Source organism: Bradyrhizobium sp. S3.12.5 (assembly GCF_040548225.1).
GTDB lineage: Bacteria > Pseudomonadota > Alphaproteobacteria > Rhizobiales > Xanthobacteraceae > Bradyrhizobium > Bradyrhizobium cytisi.
The window spans coordinates 91,083-110,559 of record NZ_JBEPRF010000013.1; the positions used below are offsets into that span (position 1 = coordinate 91,083).

Annotated in this window: 19 protein-coding genes and 1 tRNA gene; 9 read left to right on the forward strand and 11 right to left on the reverse strand. The window is 63.2% G+C overall.

Going from position 1 to position 19,477, the window contains the following annotated elements; translation table 11 throughout:
* Positions 1-7: 7 nt before the first annotated feature.
* The 3 genes from ABIC09_RS20450 (at position 8) to ABIC09_RS20460 (ending at position 3,429) form a co-directional block, all read left to right on the forward strand.
* The gene (locus ABIC09_RS20450; RefSeq protein WP_354110350.1) at positions 8-1,054 is read left to right on the forward strand and encodes a hypothetical protein; all 1,047 of its coding nucleotides are present in this window, start codon (positions 8-10) and stop codon (positions 1,052-1,054) included.
* A 4-nt stretch (positions 1,055-1,058) separates the two neighbouring features.
* Positions 1,059-3,122 (forward strand): LamG domain-containing protein, encoded by a 2,064-nt coding sequence (locus tag ABIC09_RS20455; RefSeq protein WP_354110351.1) that lies wholly within the window; start codon positions 1,059-1,061, stop codon positions 3,120-3,122.
* A 222-nt stretch (positions 3,123-3,344) separates the two neighbouring features.
* Positions 3,345-3,429: transfer RNA gene (locus ABIC09_RS20460), tRNA-Leu, on the forward strand.
* A gap of 477 nt (positions 3,430-3,906) precedes the next feature.
* Here ABIC09_RS20460 and ABIC09_RS20465 read toward each other — a convergent pair.
* Positions 3,907-4,578, reverse strand: a complete 672-nt coding sequence (locus tag ABIC09_RS20465; protein ID WP_148755320.1) for a 4-carboxy-4-hydroxy-2-oxoadipate aldolase/oxaloacetate decarboxylase — start codon at positions 4,576-4,578, stop codon at positions 3,907-3,909.
* A gap of 97 nt (positions 4,579-4,675) precedes the next feature.
* On the reverse strand, positions 4,676-5,659 hold the full coding sequence (locus ABIC09_RS20470; protein ID WP_354110352.1) for a LysR substrate-binding domain-containing protein: 984 nt from the start codon (positions 5,657-5,659) through the stop codon (positions 4,676-4,678).
* Between the two features lie 186 nt (positions 5,660-5,845).
* Between ABIC09_RS20470 and ABIC09_RS20475 the strand changes: the two genes are divergently transcribed.
* Genes ABIC09_RS20475 through ABIC09_RS20500 form a run of 6 tightly spaced genes read left to right on the forward strand, consistent with a single transcriptional unit; the run spans position 5,846 to position 10,526 of the window.
* The gene (locus tag ABIC09_RS20475; RefSeq protein WP_354110353.1) at positions 5,846-6,604 is read left to right on the forward strand and encodes an SDR family oxidoreductase; all 759 of its coding nucleotides are present in this window, start codon (positions 5,846-5,848) and stop codon (positions 6,602-6,604) included.
* Positions 6,605-6,651: 47 nt separating this feature from the next.
* On the forward strand, positions 6,652-7,122 hold the full coding sequence (accB, locus tag ABIC09_RS20480; RefSeq protein ID WP_354110354.1) for an acetyl-CoA carboxylase biotin carboxyl carrier protein: 471 nt from the start codon (positions 6,652-6,654) through the stop codon (positions 7,120-7,122).
* Positions 7,122-8,477, forward strand: a complete 1,356-nt coding sequence (accC, locus tag ABIC09_RS20485) for an acetyl-CoA carboxylase biotin carboxylase subunit (RefSeq protein WP_354110355.1) — start codon at positions 7,122-7,124, stop codon at positions 8,475-8,477. Before accB ends, accC begins: the two co-directional genes overlap by 1 nt.
* Positions 8,474-9,136 (forward strand): 5-oxoprolinase subunit PxpB, encoded by a 663-nt coding sequence (gene pxpB, locus ABIC09_RS20490; protein WP_354110356.1) that lies wholly within the window; start codon positions 8,474-8,476, stop codon positions 9,134-9,136. Before accC ends, pxpB (ABIC09_RS20490) begins: the two co-directional genes overlap by 4 nt.
* Positions 9,133-10,116, forward strand: coding sequence for a 5-oxoprolinase subunit C family protein (locus ABIC09_RS20495; protein ID WP_354110357.1), 984 nt, complete (start codon positions 9,133-9,135; stop codon positions 10,114-10,116). The genes pxpB (ABIC09_RS20490) and ABIC09_RS20495 overlap by 4 nt, the downstream gene beginning before the upstream one ends.
* Positions 10,101-10,526 (forward strand): acetyl-CoA carboxylase biotin carboxyl carrier protein, encoded by a 426-nt coding sequence (locus tag ABIC09_RS20500; RefSeq protein ID WP_354110358.1) that lies wholly within the window; start codon positions 10,101-10,103, stop codon positions 10,524-10,526. The genes ABIC09_RS20495 and ABIC09_RS20500 overlap by 16 nt, the downstream gene beginning before the upstream one ends.
* Here ABIC09_RS20500 and ABIC09_RS20505 read toward each other — a convergent pair.
* From ABIC09_RS20505 to ABIC09_RS20545, 9 genes are all read right to left on the reverse strand, one after another.
* On the reverse strand, positions 10,519-11,286 hold the full coding sequence (locus ABIC09_RS20505) for a LamB/YcsF family protein (protein WP_354110359.1): 768 nt from the start codon (positions 11,284-11,286) through the stop codon (positions 10,519-10,521). The two genes, ABIC09_RS20500 and ABIC09_RS20505, sit on opposite strands and share 8 nt — an antisense overlap.
* Before the next feature lie 91 nt (positions 11,287-11,377).
* Entirely contained in the window at positions 11,378-12,355 is a 978-nt protein-coding gene (locus ABIC09_RS20510) for a 5-oxoprolinase subunit C family protein (protein ID WP_354110360.1), read from the reverse strand.
* On the reverse strand, positions 12,352-13,047 hold the full coding sequence (gene pxpB, locus ABIC09_RS20515; protein WP_502917687.1) for a 5-oxoprolinase subunit PxpB: 696 nt from the start codon (positions 13,045-13,047) through the stop codon (positions 12,352-12,354). The genes ABIC09_RS20510 and pxpB (ABIC09_RS20515) overlap by 4 nt, the downstream gene beginning before the upstream one ends.
* A 139-nt stretch (positions 13,048-13,186) precedes the next feature.
* Positions 13,187-14,281: an ABC transporter ATP-binding protein gene (locus ABIC09_RS20520; protein ID WP_354110362.1), complete on the reverse strand. Its 1,095-nt coding sequence runs from the start codon at positions 14,279-14,281 to the stop codon at positions 13,187-13,189.
* Between the two features lie 11 nt (positions 14,282-14,292).
* Complete coding sequence (locus tag ABIC09_RS20525) at positions 14,293-15,357, reverse strand: extracellular solute-binding protein (RefSeq protein WP_354110363.1); 1,065 nt, start codon at positions 15,355-15,357, stop codon at positions 14,293-14,295.
* A gap of 28 nt (positions 15,358-15,385) precedes the next feature.
* On the reverse strand, positions 15,386-16,192 hold the full coding sequence (locus ABIC09_RS20530; protein WP_354110364.1) for an ABC transporter permease: 807 nt from the start codon (positions 16,190-16,192) through the stop codon (positions 15,386-15,388).
* The gene (locus ABIC09_RS20535; protein WP_354085629.1) at positions 16,189-17,121 is read right to left on the reverse strand and encodes an ABC transporter permease; all 933 of its coding nucleotides are present in this window, start codon (positions 17,119-17,121) and stop codon (positions 16,189-16,191) included. The genes ABIC09_RS20530 and ABIC09_RS20535 overlap by 4 nt, the downstream gene beginning before the upstream one ends.
* A gap of 221 nt (positions 17,122-17,342) precedes the next feature.
* Positions 17,343-18,545 (reverse strand): pyridoxal phosphate-dependent aminotransferase, encoded by a 1,203-nt coding sequence (locus tag ABIC09_RS20540; protein WP_354110365.1) that lies wholly within the window; start codon positions 18,543-18,545, stop codon positions 17,343-17,345.
* Complete coding sequence (locus tag ABIC09_RS20545) at positions 18,538-19,341, reverse strand: SDR family oxidoreductase (RefSeq protein ID WP_354110366.1); 804 nt, start codon at positions 19,339-19,341, stop codon at positions 18,538-18,540. The genes ABIC09_RS20540 and ABIC09_RS20545 overlap by 8 nt, the downstream gene beginning before the upstream one ends.
* Positions 19,342-19,477: the final 136 nt, after the last annotated feature.

A 19,477-nucleotide genomic window follows, 5' to 3' on the forward strand; every position in this document is an offset into this window, starting at 1 on the left:
GCAGGCGATGCCGAGCTATCAAGACATCTACGTGCGGGACAATTTTGGCGACACCGGCGTCTTCCCGTCGACGGGCGTTCCATACATGTCGCCCGACATCATCCCGCTCCAGAGTGGCACGTTGTCGGTGGAGCAGGCCATTTCGACGTATGGCGGTCCCGATCAGGGCAAGCACATCCTCAATCCCGGCCTGAACAACATCTACATCCGCGCCAAGAATTTGCAGCCAGGCGGCACCGAGACCGGAACGGCCTCTCTCTACTTCGCCAAGACCTCGCTCGTGATGTTGCCGGACACATGGCGGAACAATCAGCTGCTTACGTCGGCGGGCCAGTCAAGCGTATCGTTCGTGAACGCATCGGGCAGCACCAATCTCAATCCAAATGACATCGCGCTCAGCAGCCCGGCCTTTTTCTGGAGCAGCGTGCCGGACCCCACCTGGAGCCATTGTCTGGTCGCGATCGTCAATACCCCCAATACCGTTGTTACGATCCCGGCCCGTTTCGCCAGCAATGCCGCTTACGTCCAATGGGTGCAGAACAATCCCGCCGTCGCATGGCGCAACATCATCATCGTTCCGAACGGCCAGGCCAACGTCATCAAGAATGTAGAATTCTCCAACCAGGATTCGGTCCCGCACTACTTCTACTTCTCGCTCACCGCGCGCAATTGCCCGCTCAATACCGCCGTCACCATGCAGTGCACCCACCAATCCTGTCCGATCAACTGGAACGGGACGATCCCGGCGCCTGATCCCAACGGCAATCAGATCATTGGTTTCCAGAACAGCGTCCCGGCCGGCTTTCTCTCCGGGTCCCTGGCGATGTCCGCTACCGCGCCATCCGGACAGACGTTCCCGCGCGGCATGACGCTTGACCTGATGGCCTATCAGGTGCCCGCCTCGCAGCTATTTGACGAACTGGACGAGATCGAACGCGACGTGGTTCGCCACTATGAGGTTACCGAAGATCATCTGGTGAAGGGCCTCGCCAAAGACGGCGGCGGAAAGATGCTGATCAAGCTTGGCCAAGTGAACTTCGTCGTACCGGCTTAGCACCATGCCAGTTCAACCGCGCTCTCAGTCCGGCCTCACGGAGTTCTCGTCCGGTGCCGGCGCCGTAACCCTCGGCAACATGCCGAGCATCAGCTTTCAGGGCAGCAATACCTGGTCGATCGAGGTTTGGGTCTACCTCGACGCGCTGGTCGACCAGATGAACCTGGTCAGCCGGCAAGGAGAGTTCGCGCTCGTCACGCAAGGCGGATGCATTTCGGCCGCCCGCCAGAGCCAGATCTTTCCGCTCGTCAGCACTCCATTGCTCGCGCCGCACACCTGGTATCACGTCTGCGTCACGTTCGATGGCGCCACCATGTCGCTGTTCCTCAATGGATTGCGGCGCAATTTCATCACGATGACGGATTCTGGCGTCGCTAACCAGGGCCAGCCGATGACGATCGGCGGCGGATTCTATGGCCAGACGACCGGCGCCCGTTTCTGGAATATTGCGCTGCCGCCAGACATTATTTTTGAACGGCAGTGGAGCAGGTACGCGGCGAACACCGCCAATTTGATGGCGCAAATCGACTTCACGCAAACGCCCCCCATCGACACCTCGGGGCAGGGCGCGCCGGTGACGGTTTCGGCGACCGGCGTCGCCTACCTGCTGTATACGCCGGCGGCGAACCTGGTCGAAGGCGCCTTTTGCGATCCCTACAACGACAATGCCGTCAATCCCGGCGGCTCCGCCGCGGACTTCACGGTCATGGCGTGGATTTCGCCGCAGGCGCAGCCGGGCAAGCAGGCGATCTTCTCCAACGGCTTGTATGGCGCCGCGGGAATGTCGCTGGCGATAAATGCGGCCGGCAAGATCGAGTTTCAGATCGGCGGCGCGACGGCCGTGGTTTCAACCACGGCGCTTCAGGTCAATCGCTGGCGCAATGTGACGGCAACCTGGAGCGCTGCCGGCGGCAACGCCGCGATCTTCCTGGATGGCGTGCAAGACGCGACCGGCACGATGGCGTTCGCAACCGCGCGGTCCAGCGGCGCGCCATTGGTCGGCGCAGCGGCGACCAGCAGCGCCGCGCTGCCGTCCTATAATTTCGTCGGTTACATCCAGGCCGTGAGCCTGTGGAGTTACGTCTTAACAGCGGCCCAAATCCAGAACTACATGACCGACGACCCGATCAACGATGCCAATTGCATCGCCGACTATGATTTCGTGCCGCCGCGGGCGCAGAACAGTTGGTCGCTCAATCCGGTCGGCATCGTCGGCAATGCGTCGGTTGTGGCGATCAGAAGTGCCGGCACGGTCAGCGTGAATACGATGGCGCAACGGCCACGACCACCGCTGCTACCTGTCGCGACCCACATGACGCCACGCAATGTGCGGTCCGATGATCTGTCGCTCGACACCCGTCGCGCCATGGTTGCCGAGTTCCGCGCCTTCATGACCGAGCGCCTCGGGCTTGCTCCGGAGCAGCAGGAAGAATTTGCGGCGCGATTTCAGGCGAATCTTGCGCTGCGGGCGGAACAGCTCGCAAGCGGGACCTACCGCGTACCGTTTCAATTCAGCGTCGAGCCGCTGGCGGGGGACCGTAGCCGCTTGTGGCTGCATGCCGATGGTGAATCCACCATCATCTATGAAGGGGAGTTCGACGCCTGCACCACGTGGGCCATTCAGTTCATCATCAGCCTCGGGCTGACCCTGTACTCCGTGTTCAGCTTCAGCATGAATATTTCCAAGGTCGCCGCCGGCCTGACCAATTATCTGGCCCAACGGATCAACACGATTGGCCTGGTGCCGCAGCTGCGCGTCGTGTTCAATAAAGGCACAACGCCTACCACCGTCTATAACGCGCTCGAGCTGCTGTGGGACTACGGGCTCCTGACCGGAACGATGAAGTTCTTATGGCAGGCAACGAGTGCCTCGGTCTCGTGGTGGACCATCGGCAGTATTGCCGTTCGGATCGGTCTGCTGTTCAGCCCGTTCGCACCGCTGGAGGTCGCCGTCTTCATCACCGAACTCGCCAAATCGATCATCGATGTTCGCGCTGCCTGGAACGATCCCAACAATTGCTGGAAATCCGGCGCGGAGCGGCGGGTGTTGTCGGGACCCATAGGCTGAACGAAAAACCCGGATGAGGACTTCGCGCCCGGGACGGACCTCAATCAGCCGGTCGGTGGCTTGCTCTTCCAGCCCCCCACTCGGGTCGTGGCCTTAAGCCTCTAACTCCCGCCCGTGCGGCTGTCGAGAACGCCCGGGATCGCTTTGGCGCGGGTTGACCCCGGTTTGTCCATGGCTATAGTCCGCCGGCTTCGCGAGGCTCCCTCCCGGGACCGACCGAGGGCCCCTGTGGCGGAATTGGTAGACGCGCTCGACTCAAAATCGAGTTCCGCAAGGAGTGCTGGTTCGATTCCGGCCAGGGGCACCAATCAGGCTGTTCAAGCCCGTTCCAAAGCGTCCGCAACCGTCCGCACAGCGCTCGGAAACTCTTGAAACTGATGTACCGCTGGGCTGATCGGGTCGACCGCTGAACGCTTGACCATTTCCTGAAACAGCGGGGAACTCCCTGCCGTGCTTGCCGGCTGCCTCAGCAGAGCGTCGTTGTCGACGTATGCGGTCATGGGAGAAGTGGCCGTGCCGCGTGGAGGCCATGCGGGCGGGAGAACAGTCCCTCGCCCCAGCGCCGCAGGAAATTGCCCTCGCGGTCGAACACCACCATCGGATGGGCGCCGCGGTTGAAGGCGTAAATGCGGTTCTTGCTATCGACCGCGACGGAGGCGACGTCGGTGAGCTGCCGGCCGCCCGGCAGCTTGGCTCAATTATCGACGACGCGGTACCGATGCTCGCCAGCCGAGAATGGCTGCCACTGGTTTTCCTGTTGTTGCGCCTTGCGGCGCGGGACCGCTCAGGCGAAAGTGCAGCCCTTGGACTCCAGCACCTTGCCGATGCCGGACAGCTCGAGAATATCCCCGCCGGCCTTGAGCGCCTTCATCACGCCGGCTTCCTTGTCCTCGCGCGCCGCCGACTTGACGCAGACGTCGGCGATGTTCTCCTTCGGCACGATCACGACACCGTCGTCGTCGGCACTCACGATATCGCCGGGACGAACCACAATGCCGCCGATGACGATCGGCTGATTGATGGTGCCGAGCGTCTCCTTGACGGTACCCTTCATGCAGAGTCCGTAGGAGAAGACCTTGAATCCGGTGTCGCGCACCGCCGGGCCATCGCGAACGCCGGCATCCGTGACCAGGCCGACGATGCCCTTGGCGACGCAGGCCGTCGACAGCACTTCGCCGAACCCGCCTTGCTCGGGATGATCGCCTGCACTCACTACGAGCACGTCACCCTGCTTGGCCAATGAGATGGCGGTGATGAGCATCATGTTGTCGCCCGGATGGCAACTGACCGTCAGCGCCGGCCCGCAGGCGCGCATTCCCGGATAGATCGGCTTGATCCGCGACGTCAATGCACCCGAGCGCCCCTGCGCCTCGTGCAGGGTGGACGGAGGAAATTGCTTGATGCGCTCGACGAGGTCTGCAGCAGGCCGATCGAAAGTTCTGACAACGTGAACCATGGTCCCTCCGAGGGTCCGCAATCTAAGCTTCACCTGAGATAGTCGACCGTCTCAGATCGGAGAATTTCAGATTTTAGGATTGCCACATCGTGTTTCGTTATGGCTCGCTCTTCTGGCCCTCCAGAGGCGTTCGAGCACCCTCTGCGATGGTAACCGCGTCGGGAGGGATATCGAACTGCCCCCAGGTCTTGACGATGATCTCGAGCAATATCTTGTAGACAGCGAATGCGGCGTCGGACAAGGCAGCGTTATCGGAAATGCACAGCGACATCTGCTGCGAGGCCGACGGCGCATTGATCCGCCGAATGCAGAGTTCATCCAGGTTCGGCAATGCCTTTGCGATGGAAATGGGCAGCACGGCGGCCCCAACCCCGGCTGCAATCGCCGAAGACAGGGTCGATTGGGAATGGATCTCGGCGACGATGCGCGGGCGGAGTCCCACCTCGGCGCAGACCCGCTCGACCGTCTGTCGCAAGAAGGATTCCCGATATGGAAGAAGCAGGTCGAATTGCGCGACCTCCTCCGCCGAAACCTCCTCCGGAGGCATCTGCTCCGGATACATGCTGCGGGGCGCGACAAGATAAAAATGCTCGCGCATCAGCGGCTTGTAATCGAGACCTGTCACCGGGCGATCGCCGTACAGGACCGCCATATCCATGCTCCCCTTCAGCATCATTTCGCTGAGCATGACCCCGGAGCTGTCGTAAATGTGCGGCACGATGCCGGGATAGCGTTGGCGTACCTGCATCAGTAGCGGGGTCGCCAGCAATGCCGCCGAGCTGAGCGGCGCCAGACCGATCGTGACGTTGCCGGTCAGCTCCGGCTTGTTGTCCAGAATGGTACGCCGGGCTTCTTCGATCTGCCGCTGGATCGATTTGGCATAGCGATAGAGGATTCGTCCGGCCTCGGTGGGCTTGACCCCGCGGGCGCTGCGGTCGAGCAGCTTGCACTTGAAGTCCGCCTCCAGGCTCGCGATGTGCTGGCTCAGGGCCGGCTGCGCGACATTCAGCACCTTCGCCGCGCTCGTCATGCTGCCGAGATCCACGACCTTGATGAAGGCCTCCAAGCGTTTCGTATCCAATAGGGCGTCTCCGGATATCCGGTCAGGGAGCAATGCAGCAGCAATAGGCTGAAGCTATGGGATCAGAAGGAATTGTTCTTACCACTGGGAACTTGAGGGGCCTATAGCTAGTGCTGATCTCGTCCGCCGCTCGCGTTGCAGCCGACGCCACCAGCGGGTCGGACGGTAGCAGAGGAGCCCTCGCGGATGGGATTTTCGGACTATCGAACGGCCCTGGTGACGGGCGCATCCTCGGGAATAGGAGCTGCGACGGTTCGCCGCCTGCGTGCGGAAGGGCTCGAAGTTCACGCCGTGGCCCGCGATGCCACCCGCCTGAGCGCCCTGTCCGCGGAGACCGGATGCCGCCCCTGCGCCGTTGACATCAGCAACCTCGACGCGCTTGCGGCACTGGCGAAGTCGGCCGAGTTCGACGTCCTGGTCAACAACGCCGGCCAGTCCCGGCGCGGCAATATCCTGGACACGACACCTGAAGACGTCGACGCGCTCATCGACGTCAATCTGCGTGCGGTTCTGCATCTGACGCGACTGATCGTGCCGGGCATGGCGCACCGTGATCGAGGCCACGTCGTCAATATCTCCTCCATCGCCGGCCACTACGCGTTTGGCGGCGGAAACACCGTGTATCACGCCACCAAAGCGGGCATTCACTCACTGTCGCAGCAGTTGCGTGTCGATCTCTACGGGACCAGGGTACGCGTCACCGAGATATCGCCGGCCCGGGTCGAGACGGAAGTGTTCGGACGACTATTGGGCGATCTGGCCGAAGCCAAGCGCCGCTTCTTCGACGACTATGATGCACTTCAGCCCGAGGACATCGCCAATTCGATCGCATTCGCGGTCGGGTCGCCGGCGCGCATGAATGTCGCCTTCATGGAAGTGCTGCCGACCCAGCAAGTCGTCGGCGGCCTCAATTTTGCACAGAAGGGCCGGCCGCCGGCCGAGTGACGCATGAACGCCCCGAACTCGACTTGCCGTCAACGCGGAGCGTGACCGTGGACCTTCCCAAAATCGAACAACTCGTGGATCTGGTTGCGCGCTCCTCCATCGCGGAGCTGGACCTTACGCAGGACGGCACCCGTATCCGCATCCTCAAGCGAGCGTCTGCCGGAGCGGCCCCGGTTCCGAGGCAGCCAGCAAGCGGAGGCAGCGTTGAGGCTCCCCTCCTCGATCGCCAGGGGAGTCCTGCTCCCGAAGTGCCTACCTCGGCCACCGCCGACATTGTCGTGCCTGCGCCGATGCACGGCGTGTTCTACCGGGCTGCGGCTCCGGACGAGCCGCCGCTGGTCGAGGTCGGCGCGCGGATCGAGGCTGGGCAGAAGATCTGCATCATCGAAGCGATGAAGACCTTCATCGACATCGCCGCCGAGGCACCAGGTGTCGTGCTTGCGATCCTCGCGGAGGACGGTGACGAGATCGAAGCGGGGCAAGCCCTGTTCCGGATCGGTCCCACGGGTTCGTCCTGATGTTCAACAAGGTCCTGATCGCCAATCGCGGCGAGATCGCGTTTCGTATCCAGCGCGCCTGTCGGGCGATGGGTCTCAAGACGGTCGTCATTCACTCGGAGGCGGATAGCGAGGCGCGCTATGTCGCGCTCGCCGACCAGGCGCTCTGCATCGGGCCGGCACCGGCGAGCAGCACCTATCTCAACGTGGCGGCGATCCTGCTCGCGGCCGAGGTCAGCGGCGCTCAGGCCATTCATCCGGGTTACGGGTTTCTCTCGGAGAGCGCGGAGTTCGCCGATCGGGTCGTGCACGCCGGTCTCAACTTCATCGGCCCTCCCGCGGATTGTATCCGGACCATGGGCGATAAGGTCGCGGCCAAGCGCGCGATGCGACTGGCGGGCGTGCCTTGCGTACCGGGGCCGGACAGCGCCCTGCCGGATGATCCTGCCGAGGTGCGCGCGATCGCGCGGGACATCGGATATCCCGTCATCATCAAGGCTGCCGGTGGCGGCGGCGGGCGCGGCATGCGGATCGTGCGCAACGAAGCCGCGCTGGACGAGGCGCTGGCGCTGACCCGCGCGGAAGCCAGCAAGGCCTTTGCGAACGCTGCGGTCTACATCGAGAAATTCCTCGAAAAGCCCCGCCATATCGAGATTCAGGTGCTATGCGACCAGCATGACAACCATCTCTGGCTCGGCGATCGCGACTGCTCGCTTCAGCGCAGGAACCAGAAGGTCGTCGAGGAGGCTCCCGCACCCGGCATCGATCGCGCACTGATCGAGCAGGTGGGCGCAAGCTGCGTCGAAGCCTGCCGGCGGATCGGCTATCGCGGCGCCGGCACGTTCGAATTCCTCTACGAGGACGGGCAGTTCTTCTTCATCGAGATGAACACGCGCGTCCAGGTCGAGCATCCCGTCACCGAGATGACGACGGGAATCGACATCGTGAGGGAGCAGATCCGCATCGCGCAAGGCGAGCCGCTGGGCATCGCGCAAGGCGAGATCGCGCGCGTCGGCCATGCGGTCGAGTTCCGCATCAATGCCGAAGACCCCACCACCTTCGCGCCATCGCCCGGCACGGTGACGCGCTGGGATATGCCGGGCGGCGTCGGCATCCGCGTCGATTCGCATATCACAGCCGGCGCCACCGTTCCCCGTTACTATGATTCACTGATCGGCAAGCTGATCGCCCATGGCGGCACCCGCGAAGAAGCTCTGGCGCGTGCGCGCGTCGCCCTGTCCGAACTACGCGCCGAAGGCATCCGAACCAATGTGCCGCTGCATCAGGCGATCCTCGCCGACCCGACCTTCTGCCGTGGCGGCTATGACATCCATCATCTCGAGTACTGGATGAATGCGCGGGTGGCCTCGCGATGACGACGCCGGGCCGGCCGCGGATCAGCCTGCTCGGGACATCAGCCCTCCTGTTCGAGGCGCCTGGCGCGTTCGACCTGCCGCATCAGCGGCGCATCTGGGCGCTGGCCGCCGCCGCTTCGAGATGGCCAGGAATCCGCGAAGCCATCCCCGGCATCACCAATTTGATGCTGACCTTCGAAACGCCGCCCCGCGAGCTGGACGGGCTGATCGCCGCGCTCAACGACGGCTGGGACGCAGCGGAAGGCCTCGCGATTGGCGGCCGCGAGATCCGGTTGCCGGTCACCTATGGCGGCGAGGTCGGATCATCGCTTCAGTCCGTCGCCGATCATTGCGGCCTGTCCGTGGACGACGTGGTGTCGATCCATGCCGCACCGCTCTACACGGTGTTCGCACTCGGGAGCCATCCCGGCTATTGTTACCTCGGCGGCATGGACCCGCGCATCACCATGCCGCGGCGGCAGATACCGCTACAGCGTTCCGCGGGCGGTTCGGTCTCCATTGGCGGATCGCAGACCGGCGTCTCCGCATCGCCCGGGCCGAGCGGCTGGCACGCCATCGGGCATACAAGCTGGACGTTCTTCGATCCGTCCTGGCCTTCGCCGGCCGCGCTCGCACCAGGTGACACCATCCGTTTCGAGATCAAGCAGGTGATCCGTTGATCGAGATCCTGTCGGTCACAGGTCCCGCCAGCGTCCAGGATCTCGGCCGCTTCGACCAGTATCGCTTCGGGGTCGGCACGGCGGGCGCGATGGACGACGTTGCGCTACGCGCCGGCAACATCCTGCTCGGCAACGACGAGAACGCTGCCGGCATCGAAATCCCGATGATGCCGTTCCGCCTCCGTTTCGACCGGGACATGGCCTTTGCGCTCACGGGCGCCGGTGTCGAGGCCGAAATCGACGGACGCGTCATCCCGCCATGGTGGCGGTCGCACGCCCGCGCCGGAGATCTTCTGGACATCAAGGCGATGCCCCGCGGCGCACGACTTTATCTGACCGTCGGCGGCGGCATCGACGTGCCCATGGTGCTGGGCTCGCGAAGCACGCAGTTTCGCGGGGAGTTCGGCGGCCTTCACGGACGTCCGCTCCAGCCCGGGGATATCCTGCCCTGCACCGCGTCAGCCGCAACCATCGGCGAGCTCGGAGTCGAGCCGGCCGATATCACACTTGCGCGGTCGAACACTGCCGCGGACGAAACCATCGTGAGGGTCGTGATCGCCGGCGAATATGACGGGTTCGACGCTGCCACGCAGGCGCTGTTCTGGTCCAGTAGCTGGAAGATCACGCCCCAGAGCAACCGCTATGGCTACCGCCTGCAAGGCCCCGCCGTGAAGCCGAGAGTGCCGATCGAGAAACGCTCGCACGGCATCGTCCCCGGCGTCATCCAGATTCCGCCGAACGGACAGCCGATCATCCAGATGCGCGACGCCCAGACATCCGGCGGCTATCCGAAGATCGCGACCGTGATCCGCGCCGATTTGTGGCGCGTCGGGCAGGCGCGGCTCGGAAGCAAGCTGCGGTTCGAGCAGACGGCCTATGCCGAAGCGCTGGCGGCCGAGGCCGAGATGTCAGCGTATATCGAGCGGCTCAGAACCAATGTGCGTCTTATCGAGGAGATCAGAACATGCCGATCAAGCTGACCGATATCGCGCGGCTGGCGCAAATCCTCGAAAGGTCCGGCGTCGACACGATCGAGATCGAGGAGCCCGGCCAGTCCCTGAAGCTCGTCGTCGATACGGGCCCGCGAATGGCCGCGTCACCGACGCCTGCCGCACCGGCTGCTGACCATTCCGTCATCGCCAAGGCCGACGTCGCAGGGCATTTCCTCGCGACCCATCCCTGGCGGGACAAGCCGTTCGTCGCACCGGGCCAGCACATCCAGGCCGGCGCGATCGTCGGCCTCGTCAAGATCGGCTTGTTGTATGCGCCAATCGTGGCACCGGCCGCCGGCACCGTCGATGCCGTGATCGCGGAGCCTGGTGCAACGGTCGGCTACGGCACACCGATTGTGCGGATCCGCCCGCCCTCCGGGAGCAGCCCGATCAATTGAGCAGGACAGTTGCGGGCGCGACTTCGCCGCCGCCCTGCTCGATCACGCGGCGCACCGTGCCGGCGAGGTTGACCGATCCGGGCGTGTCGCTGTGGATCAGGATCGAGCGCGCCTCGACCTTGATCGACTTGCCCTCAATCGTCTGCACGGTGCCACTATCAAGAAAACGCTTGACCCGCTCGGCCACCGCATCAGTCGAGGCGATGACGGAGTTGGGAAGCTTGCGGGACACCAGATGGCCGTTCTCGTCATAGGCGCGGTCAGCCAGGAACAGAGTGAGGATGCGCAGCCCCACCTTGCGCGCAGCGCGCACGATCTCGGCGTCCGGCTGCGAGAACACGATGAAATCGCGATTGATGGTCGCAATCGCACGGGCGACGACATCGGCCATATCAGGATCGGCATTGACCATGTTGCCCATCGCCGCATGGAAGCTGACATGGGTCACGCGGTGACCGGCATTGGCTGCGATCGCCTGCAAGGCGCCGATCTGATAGACCATGTGCTTCTCCAGCTCAGCCGCATCCATCTGGATGACGCGGCGGCCAAACCCGAGCAGATCGGGCAGGCCCGGATGGGCACCGACCTCGACCCCCTTCTGCTTCGCCAGGCGGACCATGCGATCCATGATGATCGGATCGCCGGCGTGGAAGCCGCACGCAACGTTGGCGGACGAGATGATGCCCATCAGCGCCTCGTCGTCGCAGATGCGATAATTGCCGAAACCTTCGCCCATGTCCGAATTGATGCCGATTTTCATGCTCGCACCCTGCTCTTGTTGTTGTTGACGTCTACTTTTGTTTGAGCATGATCTTTTCGGAAGACCGTTTCACACTTTTCCGGATCATGCTCTAAAGCTCTCGATAGAGATCCGCGGTTGCTCGCAGCTTCGCGAGATAGTCGTTGACGGGAGCCATGGCCGCGACCGCGTCCTGGTAGCTGACCTCGCAGAAGGCGATGAACGATCCAGGTGCCGCCTGGCCGAGGCGCCAGAGATCGGCCTCAATCACGGCCGCCATCTTTGGATAGCCACCGGCCGTATTGGCGTCGCTCATCTGGATGATCGGCTCGCCGGCCGGCGGCACTTGCACGACGCCAGGCACAACGCCATGCGAGCGCATCTCGACCGGTGCGTCCAATGTCAGCTTGCCGCCGGTGAGACGGTAGCCGCCGCGGTCGCTGCGGGCACTGATCTTCCATCTCGTGGACCAGAACGCCGCCTGCATCGCCTCCGAAAACAGGTCATATTCGCCGGCCCGCAAGACGCGTATCAATAGCACACGGTCATCCGCTGGAGCGGCGCCCGCGATCGCCACATCCGGCGGCGCGACTCCAAAATCGAAGCGGCCGTCGCTCCTGTGCGGCGAACGCCCGATCGGCACGGCGTCGCCGGCCTGCAAGGTACGGCCCTCGAGCCCGCCGAAGCCGCCGCGCAGATGCGTGCTGCGCGAGCCCAGCACGCGCGGAACATCGATGCCGCCGCCGAACGTTGCGTAGACCCGCGCGCCACGCCGCGGCGCGGTGACCGCGAGAACGTCCCCCGCCTTCGCCCGCATGCACCACCACGGCCGGACGGTTGATCCCGCCAATGTCGAGGCGTGATCTGCGCCGGTGAGCGCAAACGCGGCATCTGTCTGGAAGCGCAGGCGGAACGGAAAGGTCTGGATCTCGATGCCGGCCGCATTGTCATCATTGCCGAGCAGCGCATTTCCCGCGGCAAGCGCGACGGGATCCATGGCGCCCGACGTGCTCACGCCGAAACGACGCGCGCCGTGGCGGCCGAGGTCCTGGATGGTGTTGAAGGCGGGGCTGGTCAGTATCTCGATCACAGCTCGATCCGATCGATCCTGAATCTGACACGGTCGCCCGGAAGCATGAGCGAAGGCTGTTCAGACCGCGGGTCGAACATCGCGACCGAGGCCCATCCGATGGCGTTCCATCCATTCGGACTTGTCAGCACCGCAACGCCGGTTTGCATCCCGCCGATGGTCACCGAGCCCGCGCGCATGCTGAGTGACGGCACCGATTTGCGCGGCATTTGGATGCGCGGATCAAGGCCATGGAGGTAGCCGAACCCCGGCGAGCTCGCGACCGCGCAGACGGTGTAGTCGCCTTCGCTGTGGATCCTAATGACCTCGCGTTCGGACAGTCCGGAACGGCTTGCGACCGCCGGCAAATCGAAACCGAGCTCCCCGCCATAGACCACAGGAATTTCGATCACCTTGACGCCGGTCTTGCGGCTCGGCGTACGATGCCACAGTTCGGCGATCGAAGCGCTGAGCATGCCGATATCCGCAGGCGGCTGCTCGAATACGAGCATCACATTGGTCACGCCAATGACGGCTTCCTGGACGTTGGGCCAGGCGGAAACAGCATCCGCCAGGGCCCAGATGCGTCCCTGCTGAACCAGGTCAAAATCACCCGGCGCCTCGACCAGCATCGCAAGTGTGCCGATCAGGCTGATCTTCGGGCTTTTCTCGATCGTGCCGACGAAGGGGGCGCTGGGCTGATTAATCGACAAGAGGGCCTCGCTGGTCCAACGCTCGTGGGCGCCGCCAACCTCAAATCTAGCCACGCAGCGAAAGCCGATCCAAGACGGTGTTCGTCTGCGGGTATAAGAGATGTCGATTGCCCGCGAGACGCCGCACTCGTCCCGAGCTTCAGTGACGCACGATGACGTGATTGCTGGGCGACTCCCACCGCGCGACAACCTGCTCGCCCACGGCGTATCGAAGTCCCGCTTGCTGCGATTGATTCTGCTCGAACACGATGATCTGCCCGCCGCTCGGCGTCTTGAGGTAGTAGTGACTGACGAATCCGCGATAGATGGCCTGGTCGACACGCGCCATCACGCTGTTGGCGCGTTGTGCCGCCGGGGTCAGGCCAGCTCTCTCGACGACGATTGCCTCAGGCCTGATCGAGACCATCACGTCGCTGGCCGATTGCGGTATTTCATGGACCTCAAGGCTCAGTTCGGGGGAGACACGAATGAGCGCTCCGTTCCCGTTTCGCTGCTCGATGGAGCCCTCAAACAGATTTGACGCGCCGATGAACTGCGCGACGAATTTCGAGGTCGGGCGCTGATAGATCTCGGTCGCCGAGCCGACCTGCTCGAGCCTGCCATCGCGCATCACCACGATCTTGTCGGCCATCGTCAGGGCTTCGTCCTGGTCGTGGGTCACCATGACGGTGGTCAGACCGAGCCGGCGCTGAAGGGCCCGCAGCTCGACCTGCATGCTCTCGCGCAGCCCCTTGTCGAGCGCCCCGAGCGGCTCGTCGAGCAGCAGCATGGCCGGCTCGATCACCAGGGCGCGCCCCAGTGCGACGCGCTGCTGCTGGCCGCCGGACAGCTGCGCCGGATAGCGCTTGCCGAAGCTGGAGAGTTGGACGAGATTGAGCGCCTCGCCCACCTTCCTTGCAGCATCGGCCTTGGATATCCCGCGCATCTCGAGGCCGAATGCAATGTTTTCCTCGACGGTCAGGTGAGGAAACAACGCGTAGTTCTGGAACAACATCCCGACGTTGCGGCGATGCACGGGAACGCCGGTCATCCTGTTGTCGTTGACGAACACGTCACCGGATGTCGGGCGGATCAGCCCCGCGATCATGCGCAGGCAGGTCGTCTTGCCGCATCCGCTCGGACCAAGCAACGCCACCATGTGGCCCGGCTCGATCATCAGCGAGACGTCATCGACCGCGACGGTGCGGTTGTATTCCTTGCTGAGGCGGTCAAGCCTGACTTCGGAAGACTTCATGGCAGCCTGCCCTAGCTGGTGAATACCTGATTATAGCGCTCCAGCCAGGGACCGCGGCGCGGAACGATGAACTTCCAGTCCGGCGTAAACAGCCCGAGATCAGTGGCCTTGGTGTCGGGATAGGCCAGGAACTTGGCCGTCTCCGGCTTGAAGTCGATGCCGCCCACCGAGGGCGCGCTGAGGGTCTGATCGGACAACATCTTGGCGACCGAGGGCTCCAGAATGCGGTTGATCAGTGCACAGGCAAGCTCCGGTTCAGGCGCATTCTTGACCAGCGTCATGCTGTTGATGCCGGTGAACGCGCCTTCCTTGGGGAACGTCATGTCGAGCGGCATGCCCTTGGCCGTGTGCGGATAGATCGCCTTCGAATATTCGATGCCGCCAATCGTCGCCTGACCCTGGGCCACCTGGAGTACCTGCGCCTCGCTGTCGTAGATCGTCAGAACGTTGGGCTTGAGGGTCGCGAGCTTGTCCCAGCCGCTATCGACCAGGTATTGCGCTTCCTTCAGCGGCTTGCCCGTCGTGAGCGCCGTCGCCACGATGAGCATCAGCACGCTCTGGGTATTCTTGGGCGTGTTCAGCAGGATCTGCTTGCGATACTTGGGTTCGAATATCTGCTCGTAGCTCTCGAGCGGCTTCGTCACTTGGGGATTGATGAACATGGCCGCGCTCGAGATCGAGAAGCCGACGCCATAATCCTCCTCGAACAGATAGCGCGGATAGACCTTCGCAAGATTCGGGATCTTGCTCGCGTCGAGCTTGTCGATCAGCCCTTCCTGCTTGGCCTGGGGGATGCCGACATCGTCCATCATCATCATACTGAAGCGCGGCGTATCGCGGGTGGCGCGGAGGGCGGCGATGTTCGATAGCGTCGCGCCTTCGATCGTGAAGACGCGGCACTTGAACTCGGCCTCGAACTTGGGAATGACCTCCTTCTGGATCAGCTTGCCCAGCGCGGAGTTGTAGACGCCGACATGCAGCTGCTTGGCGTCCTGCGCCCAGGACCGACTGATGATCGTCGGGAAAGCAACCGCGGATGCACCGGCTTTAATGAGAGTCCTACGTGTCAGCTTCATGGGTCCAATCTCCATCTACCAATGCACATCAGGCAGCCAGCGCGCGGCGAAGGCCGACCAGTTTCTCCAGCAGCAGCACGCCGACCATCGCCATCAGAATGATGATCGTCGACATCGCAGGCACGGAAGGATCAAAGACGTTGACCAGTTGCCGCATCAGAACGAGCGGCACGGGCGAGTATTCCGAGTTCGCCAGCCACATCGTGACCGGATAATTGTCAAAGGACACCATGAAGGCGAACAGTCCGCCGGCGGCGACGCCGGAGGCGATCTGCGGCAACGTCACCCGCCAGAAGGTCGTCAGCCGGTTGGCCCCAAGCGTGCGCGCGGCATCCTCCAGGTTCTCATCCACCATCTGAAGGCTGGTGACGACCGTGCGGATGACATAGGGCGACGTCACGACCACGTGCCCGATCAGAAGGTTGAGCCGGGCATCCTGCGAGCCGAGCTTGGTCAGGACCTGAAGCAGCGCCAGGCCCGTGACCAGCGCCGGGAAAATCAGCGGCGACAGCAAGAACCCCTTGATCGCGGCCAGGCCGAAGAAGTTGCCACGGACCAGCGCAAAGGCCGCGGGCACGCCGAACAGGAGCGAGCCCACCGTCGTGCCAAGCGCGAGCAGGATGCTCAGCCTCATCGCCTCGAGGAAATCGCGGTCCTGGAGAACCTTGGCATACCATTTCAGCGTGAAGCCCTGCGGCGGGAACGTCACAAAATAGGAATCGGAGACCGACACCGCCATGACGAGGAGCAGCGGCGCCAGGATGAACAGCATCATGCCGGCGGTGATGGTGTAGAGGATGAAGGCACCGAAGCCGGAAAATCGCTCGTCCATCATTCGGGCCTCCTGAGACGCCGTCCTTCCAGAAGCCACATCGAGACGCCGTTCACCGCCAGGACCAGGCCGACGAGAACGGCGGCAATCGCGGCGCCGAACGGCCAGTCGTAGACGACGAAGATCTGCTGCTCGATCAGATTGCCGAGCATGATCGCCGAGGCGCCGCCCAGGATCGCAGGAATGACGAAGGAGCCGGCGGTGAGGGAGAATACCAGGGTAAATCCCGCCACGAAGCCGGGCATGCTCAACGGCAGCGTCACGCGGAGGAACACCTTCCACCATGGCGCGCCTAACATCCGGGCTGCATCTTCGAGGTTGGGATCGATCTTGCCGAGCGCCGAGGCCAGCGGCAGAACCATCATTGGGAAGAACACGTGCAGCGACCCGATGACGACGGCTACTTCGGTGTAGAGGACCGATATCGGGGCATCGACGATATGCAGCGTCATCAGGATCCAGTTCAGCATTCCCTTCGGACCGTTCTGCAGCACGAGCTGCCAGCCGTACCCACGGACGACCACGCTGACGATCAGGGGCGCGATGACGATCAAGGTGATGATGCGCGTGACCATCGGACGGCTTTTGACCATCACCAGTGCAACCGGATAGGCGAGCAACGTCGCGAGCGCGGAGGTGATGATGCTGATCCGCAGCGTCGTCCAGAGCACGCGTGCGTAGAGCTCGACGTTGATCAGACGGGCGTAGTGCGCAAGAGTGAACGGACGGCCGATGATGCCGCGGCTGTCCTGTGTCTGGATGCTCGAGAACAGCAGCCCCAGTGCCGGATAGAAGAAGAAGTAAGTCAGGAATGCCAGCATCGGGACGGCGAGAAGCCCGACCGGCAGAGCCAGACGCCACCTCGACGTCCACCGGGTTGCCGGTGGAGCTTGAACACCCAAGACCGCCACAGCATCGTCGCTGGTGGTCATCGCTGGCCGTCCTCGACTGCGCGATACCAAGGCAATACCCCTCTTTGCACAAAGCTTATGCGTCGATAACCTACAGGACCAAGAACATCTTCGTTTAGGGGCATTAAGAAGGATTATGACAGTTGGTTCGGCATACTGCTCCGATCTTGGTCGACGAATGCCGCTGGATGCATCTTTCGTTCTCCACTGAGGGCCAAGCCCCCTGACATATCGACGCCCGGTCAGCGCAGGCCTTCGCAGAAGCTCGCGATACGCCGGCAGCCCTCCTTCAGCGATTCGGTATCGGTCGCATAAGAAATGCGGAAATACGGACTCATGCCATACGCGCCCCCGGGCACCGCCGCGACATGCTGCTCCTCCAGGAGAGCCGAAATGAAGTCGGCATCGGTCTCCAGCCGGCGCCCGCCCTTCGTGGTCTTACCGATGCAACCGGCGATGTTGGGAAACACGTAGAAGGCTCCCTCAGGCTTGTGGCAGGTAATCCCGGGAATCTGATTGAGGAGCTTGACCACCAGATCGCGCCGGTCGCGATAGATGTCAGCGCGCTCCTTCAGGTAGTCCTGCGGTCCGTCCAGGACCGCGACGGCCGCTGCCTGGCTCACCGTGCAGATTCCGCCGGTCGCCTGACCGTGGACATTGTTCATCGCCGCAATCAGGTCTTTGGGACCGCCGCAATAGCCGACCCGCCAGCCCGTCATGGCGTAGGCCTTGGACGCGCCGTTCACGGTCACGACGCGATTCCTCAGCTTCGGCTCGACCTCCGCGATGGTGCAGAACTCGAAACCGTCATAGGTAAGATGTTCATAGATGTCGTCGGTGAGAATCCAGACGTCGGGGTGCTTCAGCATGACGTCGGCGATCGCGCGCATCTCGTCGCGGGTACATGCCGCGCCGGTCGGATTGTTGGGAAAATTAAGGATCAGCCACTTGGTCCGGGGCGTGATTGCCGTGTCCAGATCCGCCGGGCGCAGCTTGAACTGATTGTTCTCCGGGCACGGCACGGCGACGGGCTTCGCTTCCGCCAGGAGCACGATGTCGGCATAGGTGATCCAGCCCGGTGCAGGAATGACGGCCTCGTCGCCTGGGTTGCAGGTCGCAAACAGCGCGTTGAAGATGATCTGCTTGCCGCCATTGGCAATCAGGATCTCGTCGAGGGCGTAGTCTAGATTGTTCTCGCGCTTGAACTTGCGCTGAACAGCGGTCCGCAGCGCGACGGTCCCCGGCTGCGCGGGATATTTGGTATCGCCCGCCAGCGCCGCCCGATGCGCGGCCTCGATCGCATGCGGCGGCGTCGGAAAGTCGGGCTCGCCGGACGACAGGCCGACAATCTTGACGCCCGCGGCGCGGAGCTCGCGCGCCTTGTCCGTCATCGCCGCCGAGGCCGACACCTTCACGGTCTTCAGGCGGTTCGCAAGTTCAGGCATCGTCGGCTCCACTTCTCATGTCTTTCAAACGTGCGGCCTCGGATCGGCTCGCAAATCGCAGTTCGCCGACAACCTGGAACGTGGGGACGACCTCGATCGTCGCGACGTTCATCCGTGCCGGCGACCCCACCGCGAACGCAATGGCATCCGCAACGTCTTCGGACTGGAGCGTCTCGAACGCGCCGACGAAACGGGCATCCGGATTGTCGGCGGAATTCTGGTGTTGGAAGATGCTCGTTGCCACGCGTCCTGGCGAGACTTCGGTGACGCGAATGCAGATCCCGTAGAGATCGACGCGCAGCTGGTGCGACAGCGAATGAATGCCCGCCTTCGTCGCGTGATAGGCCACGGATGAATTGAATGTCGTCGCGTTCTCGCCGAAGGCATAATGGCCGGCGATCGACGAGACGTTGACCACGTGGCCGCGGTTGCGCCTCGCCATGCCTGGCACGATCAGCCGCGTCAGGTGCAGGACCGCGCGCAGATTGACGTCGACCAGCGTGTCGACATCATCAGGTGCAAGATCCAGGATGCTGCCGCGCCGCGACTGGCCGGCATTGTTGACGAGAACGTCGAACTCGGCCGAGCTCGCAAGCCGCGTCAACGCGTCGAGATCGTTCACATCGACGGCGCATGCGTGGCATCCGGTCTCGGCCGACAGGCTTGCAAGCCGGCGGACGTCGCGCCCCAGCGCGTGAACCTCGAGCCCCCCGGTGCGGAGGCGCCGAACCGTCGCAGCCCCGATACCCGAGGATGCGCCCGTCACCAACGCCGTTCGATAGTCCGAAAATCCCATCCGCAGGGCTCTTTCGCGGTCATGCAGAGCGGCGGAAAATTAAGTGCATGGGCCCACGCACGCATAGAGCGGATTTGCTCTGCCCTCATAAGGGCATCCAATATCCCGGCCGAAGTCGTCGGCTCGCGAGCCATAA